At 62.7% G+C, this 13,618-nt stretch carries 14 protein-coding genes; 10 read left to right on the top strand and 4 right to left on the bottom strand.

Going from position 1 to position 13,618, the window contains the following annotated elements; translation table 11 throughout:
• Window positions 1–78 precede the first annotated feature (78 nt).
• On the bottom strand, window positions 79–822 hold the full coding sequence (locus NKJ00_RS03150) for a DsbA family protein (RefSeq protein ID WP_128302501.1): 744 nt from the start codon (window positions 820–822) through the stop codon (window positions 79–81).
• Window positions 823–985: 163 nt separating this feature from the next.
• Entirely contained in the window at window positions 986–1,486 is a 501-nt protein-coding gene (locus tag NKJ00_RS03145; RefSeq protein WP_127290824.1) for a DUF721 domain-containing protein, read from the bottom strand.
• Between the two features lie 53 nt (window positions 1,487–1,539).
• Here NKJ00_RS03145 and mutY point away from each other — a divergent pair, with 53 nt between their 5' ends.
• Genes mutY through NKJ00_RS03130 form a run of 3 tightly spaced genes read left to right on the top strand, consistent with a single transcriptional unit; the run spans window position 1,540 to window position 3,721 of the window.
• Complete coding sequence (gene mutY, locus NKJ00_RS03140) at window positions 1,540–2,721, top strand: A/G-specific adenine glycosylase (RefSeq protein ID WP_352628650.1); 1,182 nt, start codon at window positions 1,540–1,542, stop codon at window positions 2,719–2,721.
• The gene (locus NKJ00_RS03135) at window positions 2,714–3,325 is read left to right on the top strand and encodes an HAD family hydrolase (RefSeq protein ID WP_023808583.1); all 612 of its coding nucleotides are present in this window, start codon (window positions 2,714–2,716) and stop codon (window positions 3,323–3,325) included. The genes mutY and NKJ00_RS03135 overlap by 8 nt, the downstream gene beginning before the upstream one ends.
• Before the next feature lie 12 nt (window positions 3,326–3,337).
• Window positions 3,338–3,721 carry a WapI family immunity protein gene (locus NKJ00_RS03130; protein WP_023808584.1) on the top strand — a complete coding sequence of 128 codons (384 nt, stop codon included), beginning with the start codon at window positions 3,338–3,340 and terminating at the stop codon, window positions 3,719–3,721.
• 8 nt (window positions 3,722–3,729) lie between these two features.
• Here NKJ00_RS03130 and NKJ00_RS03125 read toward each other — a convergent pair whose 3' ends face one another.
• Complete coding sequence (locus NKJ00_RS03125; protein ID WP_023808585.1) at window positions 3,730–4,863, bottom strand: site-specific DNA-methyltransferase; 1,134 nt, start codon at window positions 4,861–4,863, stop codon at window positions 3,730–3,732.
• A gap of 176 nt (window positions 4,864–5,039) precedes the next feature.
• Between NKJ00_RS03125 and NKJ00_RS03120 the strand changes: the two genes are divergently transcribed.
• The 3 genes from NKJ00_RS03120 (at window position 5,040) to NKJ00_RS03110 (ending at window position 6,399) form a co-directional block, all read left to right on the top strand.
• Window positions 5,040–5,726 carry an HAD family hydrolase gene (locus tag NKJ00_RS03120; RefSeq protein ID WP_023808586.1) on the top strand — a complete coding sequence of 229 codons (687 nt, stop codon included), beginning with the start codon at window positions 5,040–5,042 and terminating at the stop codon, window positions 5,724–5,726.
• A 146-nt stretch (window positions 5,727–5,872) separates the two neighbouring features.
• A complete protein-coding gene (locus NKJ00_RS03115; protein WP_023808587.1) occupies window positions 5,873–6,109 on the top strand; it encodes a transcriptional regulator in 237 nt (78 codons plus the stop codon).
• Entirely contained in the window at window positions 6,109–6,399 is a 291-nt protein-coding gene (locus tag NKJ00_RS03110; RefSeq protein WP_023808588.1) for a type II toxin-antitoxin system RelE/ParE family toxin, read from the top strand. The genes NKJ00_RS03115 and NKJ00_RS03110 overlap by 1 nt, the downstream gene beginning before the upstream one ends.
• Before the next feature lie 25 nt (window positions 6,400–6,424).
• Here the strand turns inward: NKJ00_RS03110 and NKJ00_RS03105 are convergent, their stop codons facing one another.
• Window positions 6,425–7,156, bottom strand: coding sequence for a hypothetical protein (locus tag NKJ00_RS03105; protein WP_023808589.1), 732 nt, complete (start codon window positions 7,154–7,156; stop codon window positions 6,425–6,427).
• A 128-nt stretch (window positions 7,157–7,284) separates the two neighbouring features.
• On the opposite strand from NKJ00_RS03105, the gene thrC reads away from it, so the two are divergent.
• From thrC to NKJ00_RS03085, 4 genes are read left to right on the top strand one after another with little or no spacing between them, the layout of a single operon-like run.
• Window positions 7,285–8,682 (top strand): threonine synthase, encoded by a 1,398-nt coding sequence (gene thrC / locus NKJ00_RS03100; protein WP_023808590.1) that lies wholly within the window; start codon window positions 7,285–7,287, stop codon window positions 8,680–8,682.
• 14 nt (window positions 8,683–8,696) lie between these two features.
• Window positions 8,697–9,989, top strand: coding sequence for a M16 family metallopeptidase (locus NKJ00_RS03095; RefSeq protein WP_127290840.1), 1,293 nt, complete (start codon window positions 8,697–8,699; stop codon window positions 9,987–9,989).
• Window positions 9,990–10,004: 15 nt separating this feature from the next.
• The gene (locus NKJ00_RS03090; RefSeq protein WP_352442778.1) at window positions 10,005–10,601 is read left to right on the top strand and encodes a GNAT family N-acetyltransferase; all 597 of its coding nucleotides are present in this window, start codon (window positions 10,005–10,007) and stop codon (window positions 10,599–10,601) included.
• Window positions 10,602–10,604: 3 nt separating this feature from the next.
• The gene (locus tag NKJ00_RS03085; protein ID WP_128302499.1) at window positions 10,605–13,493 is read left to right on the top strand and encodes an EAL domain-containing protein; all 2,889 of its coding nucleotides are present in this window, start codon (window positions 10,605–10,607) and stop codon (window positions 13,491–13,493) included.
• Window positions 13,494–13,618 lie beyond the last annotated feature (125 nt).

The following is a 13,618-nucleotide window of genomic DNA, read 5'->3' as shown; positions in this document are numbered from 1 at the left end:
TGATTTTGCGAAAGGAATTCGCGGCACGACAAGAAGCCGCGCGCGCCGAAGCGCCGCCGCCTCGGGGCTGACTGGACGTCAGAGCAGAGGGTCGATGATGGCCGACATTTCCTCAATCGACATCGCCCCCTTGTAGGTCTTACCGTTGATGAAGAAGGTCGGTGTCGAGTCGACCTTGAATTCATTGGCGCCGCGCTTCTGGACCGATCTCACATCGTCCAGAAGTTTCTGGTCCGTCAAGCAGGCCTCGAAGGACTCCTGTGTAAAACCGGCGAGCTTCGAGATTTGCAGCAGCGCATCCTTGGTATTCTGAACGCCAACCCAGTTCGCCTGCTGCCTGAACAGGACGTCGACCATGGGGTAATAGTTATCCTTGGCGCAGCGCGCCAGCATAAAACCGGCTTCGGCGCTCGGATCGAACGGGAATTCGCGCAGGATGTAGCGGACCTTGCCGGTGTCGATGTACTTGGTCTTCAGGTCCGGAAAGGTGGTCTCGGCGAAATGCGCGCAGTGCGGGCAGGTCATCGAGGCGTATTCGACGATGGTGACCTTGGCGTCATCCTTGCCAAGCTGCTTGTCGGGCAGCGCACCCGGCTTCATCAGCTCCGTCATGTCCACGGTGCCCTGGGCTTCCGGCGCGGTGGCGGCGGCCGGCGTGGCCGGCTTCGCGGGGGCGGCCGGGGCCGCAGGCTTCACATCCGCGGCCTTCGCCTCCTCGCCAGAGTCGCTGCAGGCGGCGAGCAGGGCCACCGCCGGAATGGCGGCCAGCGAAGACAGGAGGTTTCTGCGAGACAAGCTTTGGCCGAACGGGGGACGGTTCATACGAATCACCTGACAAGGGTTGGATTTTGCAATGCAAAGGCACGAAAAGGCGAGAGTTGGCGCGAATTAAGGCATCTCGATCCCCAATCCAATCGCGAAACCTGACAAGAGCGATCACGAATGCGAGATATTGACGACGAATCCATGACTTTCTTCGAGACGCCTATGATTTTCTCTCCCCAATAATGGTCGCGCCAAGTTTCTCCAGCGAGGCGCGCAGTTCATCATTATCGACCAGGCCGACAGTTCCCGACAATTTCGTCTTCTCAGCCGCCGTCAGCGGCCTCAGGGCCGGTTTGCGCTTTCCTTTGTCGGCTGTCACCGGCTTCTGCAGGATCCTGATGCGATTGATGGCGGTGAAGCCGAGGAAGGCGTTGACCCGGTTGATGATCTCGCCCGTCTCGTGCTGCAGATGAAGTGCCGCCATGCCTTCGCAGGCAATGACCAGCACGGCCGGCTCGAACGGATCGTCCTCATGCATACGGCGCGGCCACTGGATTTTTTCGGGGCGCGAATGGCTGGCCAGCCGCGGGCCGGCGATCTCGTCCCATGACTGGACGAGGCCGATCGAAATGCCGGCCCGCTTGCGCAGCACCGGATCGAGGATCCTGGTCGCGAGATCGCTGACCGGGACGGGATTGCCGTAGGGCGTTCTCCCTGCCATGTACGTCCTCCAGCGACGACCCAGCAGATACCGGCCAGGCCAATACAAGATCAATGGCACCAGCAGACCAGACCCGCAAGACCGCATCCTGGGATAGTGGCAAAGCCACATCCGGAGATAGCAGCACAGCTGCATCCGGTGTCAGCGACGATATCGCATCCCGCCTGCTCAGCTGGTACGATGTGCATCACCGTGAATTGCCGTGGCGCATCACACCAATTGAGCATGCGCGCGGCGTGCGGCCTGATCCCTACCGCATCTGGCTCTCCGAGGTCATGCTGCAGCAGACCACCGTCGAAGCGGTGAAGGCTTATTTCAAGGTATTCGTCGAGAAATGGCCCGATGTCGAAGCGCTGGCCGCGGCGCCCACCGAGGACGTGATGAAGGCCTGGGCCGGGCTCGGCTACTACTCCCGCGCCCGCAATCTCAAGGCCTGTGCCGATCTTGTGGCCGCGCGTGGCGGCCGGTTTCCCGACACGGAGACGGGTTTGAGAGAACTGCCCGGCATCGGCGCCTATACGTCGGCGGCCATCACGGCGATTGCCTTCGATCGCCCCGCCGCCGTTGTCGACGGCAATGTCGAACGTGTCATCTCCCGGCTGTTTTCGATCACAACCCCGCTCAGCGAAGCCAAGCCCGAGATCCGTGCCCATGTCGAGCGCATGGTGCCCGGGACAAGGCCTGGCGACTTCGCCCAAGCGATGATGGATCTCGGCGCCACCATCTGCACGCCACGCCGGCCGCGCTGCATGCTGTGCCCGCTGCGCGAAGACTGCAGCGCGGTCGTTTCAGGCGATCCCGAGCACTTCCCGGTGCGCCTGCCCAAGGCCGACAAGCCGCAGCGGCACGGCGCGGCCTTTGTCGCCGTGCGGGCCGACGGCGCCATCCTTCTGCGCAAACGGGCAGAGAAGGGTTTGCTCGGCGGCATGACCGAGGTGCCGACGACGGGCTGGACCGCGCGGATCGATGGGGCAACCACGGAAGCGGCCGCGCCCTTTCCCGCCGACTGGCGGCATGCGGGCCGCATTGCGCATGTCTTCACGCATTTCGCTCTCGAACTCGAAGTCTTTCACGCTCACATCAAAGGTGATGCGCCAGACGGGCATTTCTGGTCGCTCGCTCACGAGATTTCCGGCGAGGCGCTGCCGACTGTCATGAAAAAGGCAATCGAGGCTGCGATACCCGGCGCGACGAAAAAGCCGTCGCCACACAGTGCAAAGAGGCCCCATGACTGAAATACGCCACATCGTTTTCGACATCGGCAGAGTGCTGATCCACTACGATCCCAACATTCCGTTCAGCCGCCTCATTCCGGATGCCGAAGAGAGAAAGTGGTTTTTCGACAATGTCTGCACGCATGATTGGAACATCGAGCAGGATCGCGGCCGCACCTGGGAAGAGGCCGAGGCGCTGCTGATCGCGGACCATCCCGATCACGCGGAAAACATCCGCGGTTTCCGCCGCCATTGGCACGAGATGGTGCCGCATGCTTATGACGACAGCGTCGCCATCATGGTCGGCCTGATCGAGAGCGGCCACGACGTGACCATGCTGACCAACTTCGCCAGCGACACGCTGGCCGAAGCCCGCGAGCGCTTCGATTTTCTCAATCGTCCGCGCGGCGTCACCATCTCCGGCGAGATCGGCATGATCAAGCCCGATCGCGGCATTTACGATCATCACATCGCCGCCTTCGGCCTCGAACCGGCCGCGACGCTGTTCATCGACGACAGCCAGAAGAATGTCGACGGCGCCAAGGCGGCCGGCTGGCAGTCGGTGCTGTTCACCGATGCAAAGGCGCTTCAAGCAGACCTTGAGCGGCATGGCATCGCGACCTGATCGAGACCGGCAATGGGCAAGCTCGTTCTGACCTTCAACCCGGAATGGTCAATACTTGACGCCAGTGTCGAGCATGGCCACTTTCGAGGACGTGGCGATGCCTATTTCCCGACCGACGAGGTAAGCGAATTTATTGTGTCATTGCAGGCCTATCCGCTTAAACGCGCGGATCTGGTCCTGAGATCGCCCGGCCTGATAAGCATCTCGGTTTTCCCGGCGGATGGCGTCGGTCACCTGTTCGTCCGGATCGAGGTCGCGGAGGAGATCGAAGCCCGTGACTTCGCGCGTGTGCGACTCCGGACGGACTATTCGCGTCTGTCGCGTTTTGCCAGTCAGCTCTCACTGATGGCGAAAGGCGAGGTCAGCGAAATCATCCTGGAGGAAGACAAGGCCTGAGCTGCCGATCAGGCCCCTGCCCGCTCCATGCCGAGCCGCGCGATGCGGCGAAGCTCGTCGATCGGGGTCAGGCCACCGCTGCGCTCATAATGCCAGAAGGTCCAGCCGTTGCAGGCGTCCAGCCCCTGCACTTCGGCACCGATCTTGTGGATCGAGCCGGCGCTGTCGCCGATCGCCACCGTGCCGTCGGCGCGCACCTTGGCCGCCCAGCGCTTCTTGGCATCGTAGAGCGTCGCGCCCGGCATCATCAGGCCGGTGTCGATCAGGCTGACAAAGGCGACGCGCGGCTCGGCGCGCTTGCCCGTGAGAACGGTCAAGTCGGCCTCTTCCAGCGGCCGCACCGCGTCGATGCGCTCGTTGGCGGCGTCGATATAGGCCTGCTCGCGTTCGATGCCGACGAAATGGCGGCCGAGACGCTTGGCCACCGCGCCCGTGGTGCCTGAGCCGAAGAAGGGATCGAGCACGATGTCGCCCGGTTTGGTCGAGGCCATCATGATGCGGGCAAGCAGCGCTTCCGGTTTCTGCGTCGGATGCAGCTTGTCGCCATTGTCGTTCTTCAGCCGCTCGCCGCCGGTGCAGATCGGAAACAGCCAGTCGGATCGCATCTGGATGTCGTCGTTGGACGCCTTCATCGCTTCGTAGTTGAAGGTATAGCCCTTGCCCTTCTGATCGCGCGTAGCCCAGATCATCGTCTCATGCGCGTTCTGGAAGCGGCGGCCACGGAAATTTGGCATCGGGTTGGTCTTGCGCCAGACGACGTCGTTAAGGATCCAGAAGCCGAGATCCTGCATCTTGGCGCCGACCCGGAAGATGTTGTGATAGGAGCCGATGACCCAGATGGTGCCGTTGGGCTTCAGCACCCGGCGCGCCGCCAGCAGCCAGGCACGCGTGAAAGCGTCATAGGCCTCGAAACTCTCGAACTGGTCCCAGTCGTCGTCGACGGCGTCGACCTTGGACTGATCGGGGCGGTGCAGGTCGCCGTCGAGCTGCAGATTGTAGGGCGGATCGGCGAAGATGACGTCGATCGATTTTTCGGGCAACCGGTCGAGCGCGGCGACGCAGTCGCCCTTGAGGATCGTGTCCAGCCATTCGGATTGCTGGGGAGCGTGGGATAGCTCGTCGAGAAGACGCACGGCAGACATTCTGACACCCAAGGCACGCGTTACTGTTTACTCTCCGTTATGGTTACCGATCAGCGTAAATATTCCGTGAAGGCCAAGGGACGGGTGTGGCGAATTTGCGAAGGCGGCCCTGTTGGTGTATGCCGCGCCGCCTGAGCCTTCCGAGGCCACTTCGCCCTCCTATTGTCCGGATCACCATGCCCCAGCCAGACCTTGTCATCTTCGATTGCGACGGCGTGCTCGTCGATTCCGAGATCATCGCCGCCCGCGTCGACGCCGAGCTTTTGACCTTGGCAGGATACGAGATATCGGCTGAGGAGATTTCGGAGAGCTATGCCGGCCTGACCTTCAAGGACATCATGCTGCGGGTCGAGGAAAAGTCCCGCATCCCCTTCCAGGCCTCTCTGATCGACAGGGAGGAACAATTGGTCGACCGCAAACTGCGCAGCGACGTCCGCGCCATCGATGGCGTGCGCGAGGCCGTTGCCGCGGTAAGCGTGCCGCGCTGCGTCTGCTCGAATTCACGCTCCGAGCGGATCGAATTCATGCTGGAAAAGGTGCATCTTCTGCCGTTTTTCACCGACCGGATTTTTTCGGCGATGGAAACACCGACCGGGAAAACGAAACCGGCGCCGGACGTGTTCCTGTTCGCGGCGGAGAAACTCAGCGCCAACCCGGCGAACACTTTCGTTATCGAGGATTCCGTGCACGGCGTTCACGGCGCAAGGACGGCGGGCATGCGGGTGATCGGCTTCACCGGAGCCGCCCACAGCTATCCCGGCCATGCCGACGCGCTCACCGAGGCCGGCGCCGAAACGGTGATCCGCCGCTGGGCAGAGTTGAAAAGCGTGATCGCGGCGCTGTCGGAGTGGTCGGACGCCTGAGGGCGATTGAATTTCGCCCTCGTGGCGGGACTTTTCTCGCCCGGTCGGTCTACCGTTCTCGTGCTTCAGAGTGGTAGGAGGCGATACTGCAATTTTGGGAGCTGGTTTTCATTTCAAAACCCTGATGGCTATGCGATGATTGCGTCATGACGATTGAGCTTGAAATCACGCCAGAGTTACAGGCCCGCATCGATGCTATCGCGGCGCGGTCCAGCCTGTCCGCGTCGGAAGTCGTTGCGGACGCGCTTGAGAACGGCCACTCCCTTGAGTGGCAGGAGCGGTTTTTAGACAAGGTGAACGCAGGAATTGAAGCGGCCGACCGTGGTGAATTTGCCAGCCGTGCCGATATCGAGCGGGTGTTGAACAAGTACCGCCCCACCTGATGCAGGTTTCATGGACGAGCGCCGCTCTCGACGACCTCGACCAGATTCAGGATTTTATCGCGCAGGACAGTCCCGTTGCGGCGTATCGGCTAACAGCCGATCTGATTGGTCGCACCGACGAACTCTTGGCGTCAAATCCCATGGTCGGACGCAAGGGACGAGCGGGCGGAACCCGCGAGCTTGTGATAGCGCGGACATCCTATATCGTTGTTTATCGGGTGCGCGGCAGTGACGTTGAAATCATCGCCGTTGTCCATGGGGCCAGAGAATGGCCGGAGAGCCTCACATAGCCCGCCCATGTCTTGTGTTCGCCGCTTAGTTCGTCGCGGCGGCTCTCTTCCTCTGCTTCTTCTTCGGCTTGTCGGCCGTTGCCTGATGCGCGGTTTCGTCATAGCCGGCAAAGGCCTGATAGTCCTGCGCCGTCGGCTCGGGCACGACAATATTGGAATCGGTGAAGACGAACTGCGTGGCGACCGAAGGATCGGTGACCTGGACCTGATACTGGTGGATCTGCGAATAGAGGACCTCGGTGCCATGCATCACAGCCGTGCGGATGGGCATGGTGATGGTGCCTGGAGAAAACTTCGGTCCGGGGACAATCTTGCCGGCGACCGCGATCTTCATCGTCAGCTGGCCGTTGGCACGGCTGCAGTCGCGTGTCACGTCGCTGACCGATGCCTGGTAGATGATGTTGGCCGATTCGTCGGGCGGAGTTGCAGCAGCGGCGTCAGCCTCGGCCTGGGCCGCGGCATCCTGCGCGGCGTCGCCGGTCTTCTTGATCCTGGGCTTGGGCTTCTGAGCTTCCTTGGAATAGGTGTTGAAGAAAGCCGTGCCGTCCCGCACCGTCACCCTGGGACAATAGGCCTGCAACTGGCTGGCCAGTATCTTGGGATCCTGGGGCGGCGGTGGCGCCGTCGGGTCCTCCTTCTTGCCTATGCCGAGGTTCAGGATGCCATTGTCGCCCGATTGGCAGCCGGCGGCGGCAAGCATAAAGCCGGTGAGCGCAAGACCCGCCAAAAAGCGACCACTGAATGTACGAAACGCCATGAAACTGCACTTCCCTCTCGCAAAGCTGGTGACGTATATCAACCGCGCGGCAAAAATGCGACTGAGCCAGCGCAGAAATTAACCACCTTGCGGTGGATGGAAAAGCCAAGCAGTAACGGAATTGTGACATGCATTATGTGAGTACCCGCGGGGAAGCCCCCGTTCTTGGATTTTCCGACGCCGTGCTGGCCGGGCTGGCGCGCGACGGCGGGCTCTACGTGCCGCGCGAGTGGCCACAGTTTTCCGCCGCCGAGATCCGCGCCATGCGCGGCCTTGCCTATCCCGAACTTGCCATCCGCGTGCTGTCGCCGTTCCTTGGCGACGAGATCCCGGCCTCCGTTTTCGAGCGGCTGGTGCGCGAAGCCTATGCCACCTTCCGCCACGAGGCCGTCTGCCCGCTGGTGCAGACCGGCCCCAACACCTTCATCCTGGAACTCTTCCACGGGCCGACGCTCGCCTTCAAGGACGTGGCGATGCAGCTTCTGGCCCGGCTGATGGACCATGTGCTTGCCGAACGCGACCAGCACGCCACCATCGTCGGCGCCACCTCGGGCGATACCGGCGGGGCGGCCATCGATGCCTTTGCCGGTCGCAGCCGGACCGACATCTTCATCCTTTTCCCGCACGGCCGCGTCTCGCCGGTGCAGCAGCGGCAGATGACGACGTCGACGGCTGCAAACGTCCATGCGCTGGCGATCGAAGGCAATTTCGACGATTGCCAGGGCCTGCTCAAGGACATGTTCAACGATCACGGATTTCGCGACCGGGTGGCGCTTTCGGGCGTCAACTCGATCAACTGGGCCCGGATCATGGCCCAGATCGTCTATTATTTCTCCTCGGCGCTGTCGCTTGGCGCGCCGGACAGGCCGGTCTCCTTCACCGTGCCGACCGGCAATTTCGGCGATATCTTCGCCGGCTACGCGGCCAAGAAGATGGGCTTGCCGATCGAGCGGCTGGTCATCGCCACCAACGACAATGACATCCTGGCGCGGACCTTCGCGACAGGGGAATATCGCACCAAGGGTGTCTTTGCGACCACGTCGCCGTCGATGGATATCCAGGTGTCGTCCAATTTCGAACGCCTGCTGTTCGAGGCCTCCGGCCGTGACGCGGCGACCGTGCGGCGCTACATGGACGGTCTGAAGCAGTCCGGCGCTTTCACCATCGAACCCCAGCAAATCGCCGGGATGCGGTCGGAATTCGACGCCGGCCGGGCTGATATGGACGAGGTCGCCGCCACCATCCGCTCGACGCTCGCGGCCAGCAACTATCTGCTCGATCCGCACACCGCGGCAGCTGTGCATGTCGCTGCGGGCAAGGCGTCAGGCGCCGTGCCGATGGTGGTGCTGGGTACCGCACACCCGGCAAAATTCCCGGCCGCCGTCGAAGCCGCCAGCGGCGTGTCGCCCGCACTGCCCGCATGGCTAGGTGGGTTGATGACATCGGAGGAAAAATACACGGTACTTCCCTCCGACCTGAAAATGGTGGAAGATTATGTCGGCCGCCGCGCGCGGGCGGCGCGTTAAGGAGTACTAGCCATATGGGTGTTGAGGTAAGCCGTCTGTCGAACGGCCTGACAGTCGCCACCGAAACCCTTCAAAGCATCGAATCGGTTGCCCTTGGTGCCTGGGTCAAGTCGGGTGCCCGCAATGAACGTGAGGACGAGCATGGCATGGCCCATCTGCTCGAGCACATGGCGTTCAAGGGCACGAAAAGGCGGAGCGCCTTCGAAATCGCCTCGGAGATCGAAGACGTCGGCGGCGAAATCAACGCCGCCACCAGCGTCGAAACCACTTCCTACTATGCCAGGGTGCTCTCCGACGACGTGCCGCTGGCCGTCGACATTCTTGCCGACATCCTGCAAGAGTCCGAATTCGACCCGCAGGAACTCGAACGCGAACAGCATGTGATCCTGCAGGAGATCGGCGCCGCGCACGACACCCCCGACGACATCGTCTTCGACCGTTTCACGGAAACCGCCTATCGCCATCAGACCATCGGCCGCTCCATTCTCGGCACACCCGAAACGGTCAAATCCTTCACCTCCAAGCAACTCCACGACTTCATCGAGCGGCAATATGGCGCCGAGCGCATGGTGATTGTCGCCGCCGGCGACATCAAGCATGACAATTTCGTGCGCGAGGTCGAAAAGCAACTCGGCGGCTTCCGCAGCAAGGCCGACAGCACCATCCCGCAATATGCGCAATATGTCGGCGGCGACTTCCGTGAGGACCGCGACCTGATGGACGCGCAGATCGTGCTGGGGTTCGAAGGCCGGGCCTATCATGTGCGCGACTTCTATGCCTCGCAGGTGCTGTCGATGATCCTCGGCGGTGGCATGTCGTCGCGCCTGTTCCAGGAGGTCCGCGAGAAGCGCGGCCTGTGTTATTCGGTCTATGCTTTCCATTGGGGCTTTTCCGACACCGGCGTCTTCGGCGTCCATGCCGCGACCGGCCAGAGCGACATCGCCGAACTGGTGCCTGTCATCATCGACGAGCTGCAGAAGGCCGGCGAGAAAATCCTGCAGGAAGAACTCGACCGGGCGCGCGCCCAATATCGCGCCGGACTGATCATGTCAGCCGAAAGCCCGGCCAGCCGCGCTTCGCAGATCGCACGGCAGCTGCTTCTGTTCGGCCGGCCGATCGCCAAGGAGGAACTGATGGAACGGCTGTCGGCGCTGACGGTCGAGCGGCTGACCGATCTATCGTCGCGTTTGTTCTCGACCAAGCCGACGCTTACCGCTGTCGGGCCTGTGGGCACACTGGCGCCATACGAGGCGATCCTCGAATCGCTCGCAGGCACGCAGACCACGGCCCGTAAGCTCGCCGTCTAAGCCCCTCGAAGCGTCGTGTTCGCGCTCCCTTTCTTCCGCCGCGACCTGCCGGCGCTGAAAGGCGACCGCGTCACGCTGCGCGTGCCGTTCACCAACGACTTCCGCGAGTGGGCGGCGGTGCGTGGCGATAGCCGCGCCTTCCTCGAACCCTGGGAGCCACGCTGGACTCCCGATGAACTCGACCGCAACGCATGGCGGCTGCGCATCAGCCGCTACCGCGAGGATTATGCGCAAGGAACCGCTATCGCCTTCTTCATCTTCGAGAGGAGCAGTGGCAAGCTGGCCGGCGGCATCACGCTCGGCAACATACGCCATGGCGTCTCGCAGAGCGGCCATGTCGGCTACTGGATCGGCGAGCGCTTCGGCGGCCGCGGCCTGATGACCGACGCGGTCAAGGTGGTGGCCCGCTTCGCCTTCGATACGCTGAGGTTGCACCGGATCGAAGCGGCCTGTATTCCCGACAATATCCGGTCGATCCGCGTGCTTGAAAAAGCCGGATTTCGGCGCGAAGGACTGCTGCGATCCTATCTCAGGATCAACGGCATCTGGCAGGACCACTACCTCTACGCCCGGATCGCGGACGATCCGCCGGGCGTTGGAACGAAGGACTGATTTTTGACGAATTTCCTGCGCAACGGGTCGCTGTTCGCCTTTGTCCTCGCGACACTCCTGACGCTGTGCGCGGCATCGTCGGCCTTTGCCGTCGAACCGATCAAGATTGCCCGCGACGACGTCGCGCTCGACCTTTCCGGCGCCGTCGAGATCTACCGCAACCAGGGCGAGAATTTCCAGGTGTCGACCGCGCCGGGTCCGGACGGTATCGTGCGGCGCATCGAGGTCGAGGCCAATGATGCCCGTTCCACCGGCGACTGGGCTGTTTTCGCGCTCGCCAACACCACCGACCAGCAACTCGACCGGCTGATCGTCGCACCGCATTTCCGCCTGGTGAATTCCGGCATCTTCTGGCCGGATCTCGGCTCGACCCGCATCGCCGCCATCACGCCCAGCGAAGGCTTCGCGCTCGATCGCCAGACCAGCCCCGACGCCGACGTTTTCCGGGTGACGCTGAACCCCGGCACGGTGATTACCTTCATCGCCGAACTGGCCTCGCCGAAGCTGCCGCAGGTCTACCTCTGGGATCCGGAATCCTACAAGGACTCGGTCAATTCCTACACGCTGTTTCGCGGCATCGTCATCGGCATTGCAGGCCTGCTGGCGCTGTTCCTGACCATCCTTTTCGTGGTCAAGGGAACCTCGATGTTCCCGGCAACCGCGGCACTTGCCTGGGCGGTGCTGGCCTATATCTGCGTCGATTTCGGCTTCCTCAACAAGATCATCGAGATATCGCCCGGCAACGAGCAGATGTGGCGAGCGGGAACGGAGGTGGCGCTGGCGGGAACCTTCGTGGTGTTCCTGTTCGCCTATCTCAACCTCAACCGATGGCACGGCCATTTCAGTTATGGCGCGCTGGTCTGGATCCTCGGACTGGTGCTGATCGCCGGCGTCGCCATCGTCGATCCGGCGGTCGCCGCCGGCATTGCCAGGCTGTCCTTCGCCGCCACCGCACTGACCGGGCTTGGCCTGATCATCTTCCTCGGCATACGCGGCTACGACCGTGCCATCATGCTGGTGCCCAGTTGGGTCATGGTGCTGTTGTGGCTATGCGGATCGTGGATGGCGATCACCGGCATGCTCGACAACGACATTGCCCAGCCGGCCCTGGGCGGCGGGCTGATCCTGATCATCCTTCTGATCGGCTTCACCGTCATGCAGCATGCTTTTGCCGGCGGCGCGCTGCATCAGGGCCTGTTCTCCGACCTCGAGCGGCAGGCGCTGGCGGTCGCCGGTTCGGGCGACACGGTATGGGATTGGGACGTGCTGCGCGACCGCGTCGTCACCAAGCCCGATGTCAGCATCCAGCTCGGACTGGCGCCGAACAGCCTTGGCGGCGCGGCCCGCAACTGGCTCCCGGTGCTGCATGCCGACGACCGCGACACGTTCCGCACCACGCTCGACGTCGTGCTCGAACACCGGCGCGGCCGGGTATCGCAGAATTTTCGCCTGCGCGGCGCCGACGGCCACTATCACTGGTTTTCGCTGCGCGCGCGCCCGGTCATCGGATCCGACGGCGAGGTTATCCGCTGCGTCGGTACCATGGTCGACGTGACCGAGCAGAAAAAGTCCGAGGAAAGGCTGCTGCACGACGCCGTTCACGACAATCTGACCGGTCTGCCGAACCGCGAACTTTTGATGAATCGGCTGGAAGCGATCATCTCGATCGCGCGCACCGAAGAAAAGGTGCGGCCAACCGTCTTCGTCATCGACATCGACCGTTTCAAGCAGGTCAATGACGGCCTCGGCATCTCGGCCGGCGACACCATCCTCTTGACCATCGCGCGTCGCCTGCACCGGCTGCTCAAGCCGAAGGATTCGCTGTCGCGCTTTGCCGGCGATCAGTTCGCGCTGATGCTATTGTCCGAACAGGACCCGGCCCGCATCGCCGCCGTGGCGGATGCCATCAAGCATGCCATCAACAACCCGATCACCTTTGCCAAGCGCGAGATCGTGCTGACCGCGTCGATCGGACTGATCACCTGGAATTCGCCGCAGATGTCGGCCGAGGACATGGTCAAGGATGCCGAGCTTGCCATGCACCAGGCCAAGCGCTTCGGCGGCGACAGGATCGAGCCGTTCCGTCCGGCCTTCCGCACTGTCGGCACCGACAGGCTGCAGTTCGAATCCGACCTGCGCCGCGCCATCGAGCGGCGGGAATTCACGCTTGCCTACCAGCCGATCGTGCGGCTTGAGGACGGCAGTGTCGCCGGCTTCGAGGCGCTGCTGCGCTGGGACCACCCGCGCCGCGGCATGATCCCGCCGGCGGATTTCATCCCGGTCGCCGAAAGCTGCGGGCTTATCGTGCAGCTCGGCCTGTTTGCCATGCAGCAGGCGGCGGAAGATCTCGCCAGCTGGCAAAAACAGATCGGTGACGCGCCGCTGTCGGTCTCGGTCAATTTGTCCAGCCGCCAGCTGATCCGCCGTGACCTGGTCAGCGACGTCCGCTCGGTCATCGCTCGGGCCAATCTGAAGCCGCGCTGCTTCCGGCTGGAGCTCACCGAATCGCTTGTGATGGACAATCCCGAGCAGACCGCCCATGTGCTGACCAAGCTGAAGCAGCTCGGCATCGGCCTGTCGCTGGATGATTTCGGCACCGGCTATTCCTCATTGGCCTATCTGACGCGTTTCCCCTTCGACACCATCAAGATCGACAAGAGCTTCGTCGACGACAACACGCCCAAGCGCGCGGTGCTGCTGAAATCGATGGTCAACATGGCGCATGAACTCGGCCTGTCCGTCGTCGCCGAGGGCATTTCGGACGAGAGCGACGCGCTGGAACTGCGCCAGATGGGCTGCGAATATGTCCAGAGCTTCATGTTCGGCGCACCAATGCCGGGCGACCAGGTGCTGAAGACGCTGAAGGAACAGTATCCGCTGACGCAAGCGTGATGGGATTCAGGCGCGCGTCGCCCAGGCGCGGACCTCTGCGATTGGCCGAGACGCCTATCGCTTCGTCATCCTAGGGCGAAGCAAGGAGCGCAGCGACGCGGCGCAGACCCTAGGATCCATGCCGT

Source organism: Mesorhizobium sp. M0227 (genome assembly GCF_040321855.1).
Classification (GTDB): Bacteria; Pseudomonadota; Alphaproteobacteria; order Rhizobiales; family Rhizobiaceae; genus Mesorhizobium.
This window is presented reverse-complemented; position numbering and strand designations above follow the sequence as displayed.

Bases quoted from the DNA above. Each gene is read 5' to 3' on its own strand.
- thrC (WP_023808590.1), top strand. From the start codon at position 7,285: ATGCATTATGTGAGTACCCGCGGGGAAGCCCCCGTTCTTGGATTTTCC.
- NKJ00_RS03130 (WP_023808584.1), top strand. From the start codon at position 3,338: ATGGGCAAGCTCGTTCTGACCTTCAACCCGGAATGGTCAATACTTGAC.
- NKJ00_RS03105 (WP_023808589.1), bottom strand. From the start codon at position 7,156: ATGGCGTTTCGTACATTCAGTGGTCGCTTTTTGGCGGGTCTTGCGCTC.
- NKJ00_RS03150 (WP_128302501.1), bottom strand. From the start codon at position 822: ATGAACCGTCCCCCGTTCGGCCAAAGCTTGTCTCGCAGAAACCTCCTG.
- NKJ00_RS03110 (WP_023808588.1), top strand. From the start codon at position 6,109: ATGCAGGTTTCATGGACGAGCGCCGCTCTCGACGACCTCGACCAGATT.
- NKJ00_RS03125 (WP_023808585.1), bottom strand. From the start codon at position 4,863: ATGTCTGCCGTGCGTCTTCTCGACGAGCTATCCCACGCTCCCCAGCAA.
- NKJ00_RS03095 (WP_127290840.1), top strand. From the start codon at position 8,697: ATGGGTGTTGAGGTAAGCCGTCTGTCGAACGGCCTGACAGTCGCCACC.
- mutY (WP_352628650.1), top strand. From the start codon at position 1,540: ATGGCACCAGCAGACCAGACCCGCAAGACCGCATCCTGGGATAGTGGC.
- NKJ00_RS03135 (WP_023808583.1), top strand. From the start codon at position 2,714: ATGACTGAAATACGCCACATCGTTTTCGACATCGGCAGAGTGCTGATC.
- NKJ00_RS03120 (WP_023808586.1), top strand. From the start codon at position 5,040: ATGCCCCAGCCAGACCTTGTCATCTTCGATTGCGACGGCGTGCTCGTC.
- NKJ00_RS03145 (WP_127290824.1), bottom strand. From the start codon at position 1,486: ATGGCAGGGAGAACGCCCTACGGCAATCCCGTCCCGGTCAGCGATCTC.
- NKJ00_RS03115 (WP_023808587.1), top strand. From the start codon at position 5,873: ATGACGATTGAGCTTGAAATCACGCCAGAGTTACAGGCCCGCATCGAT.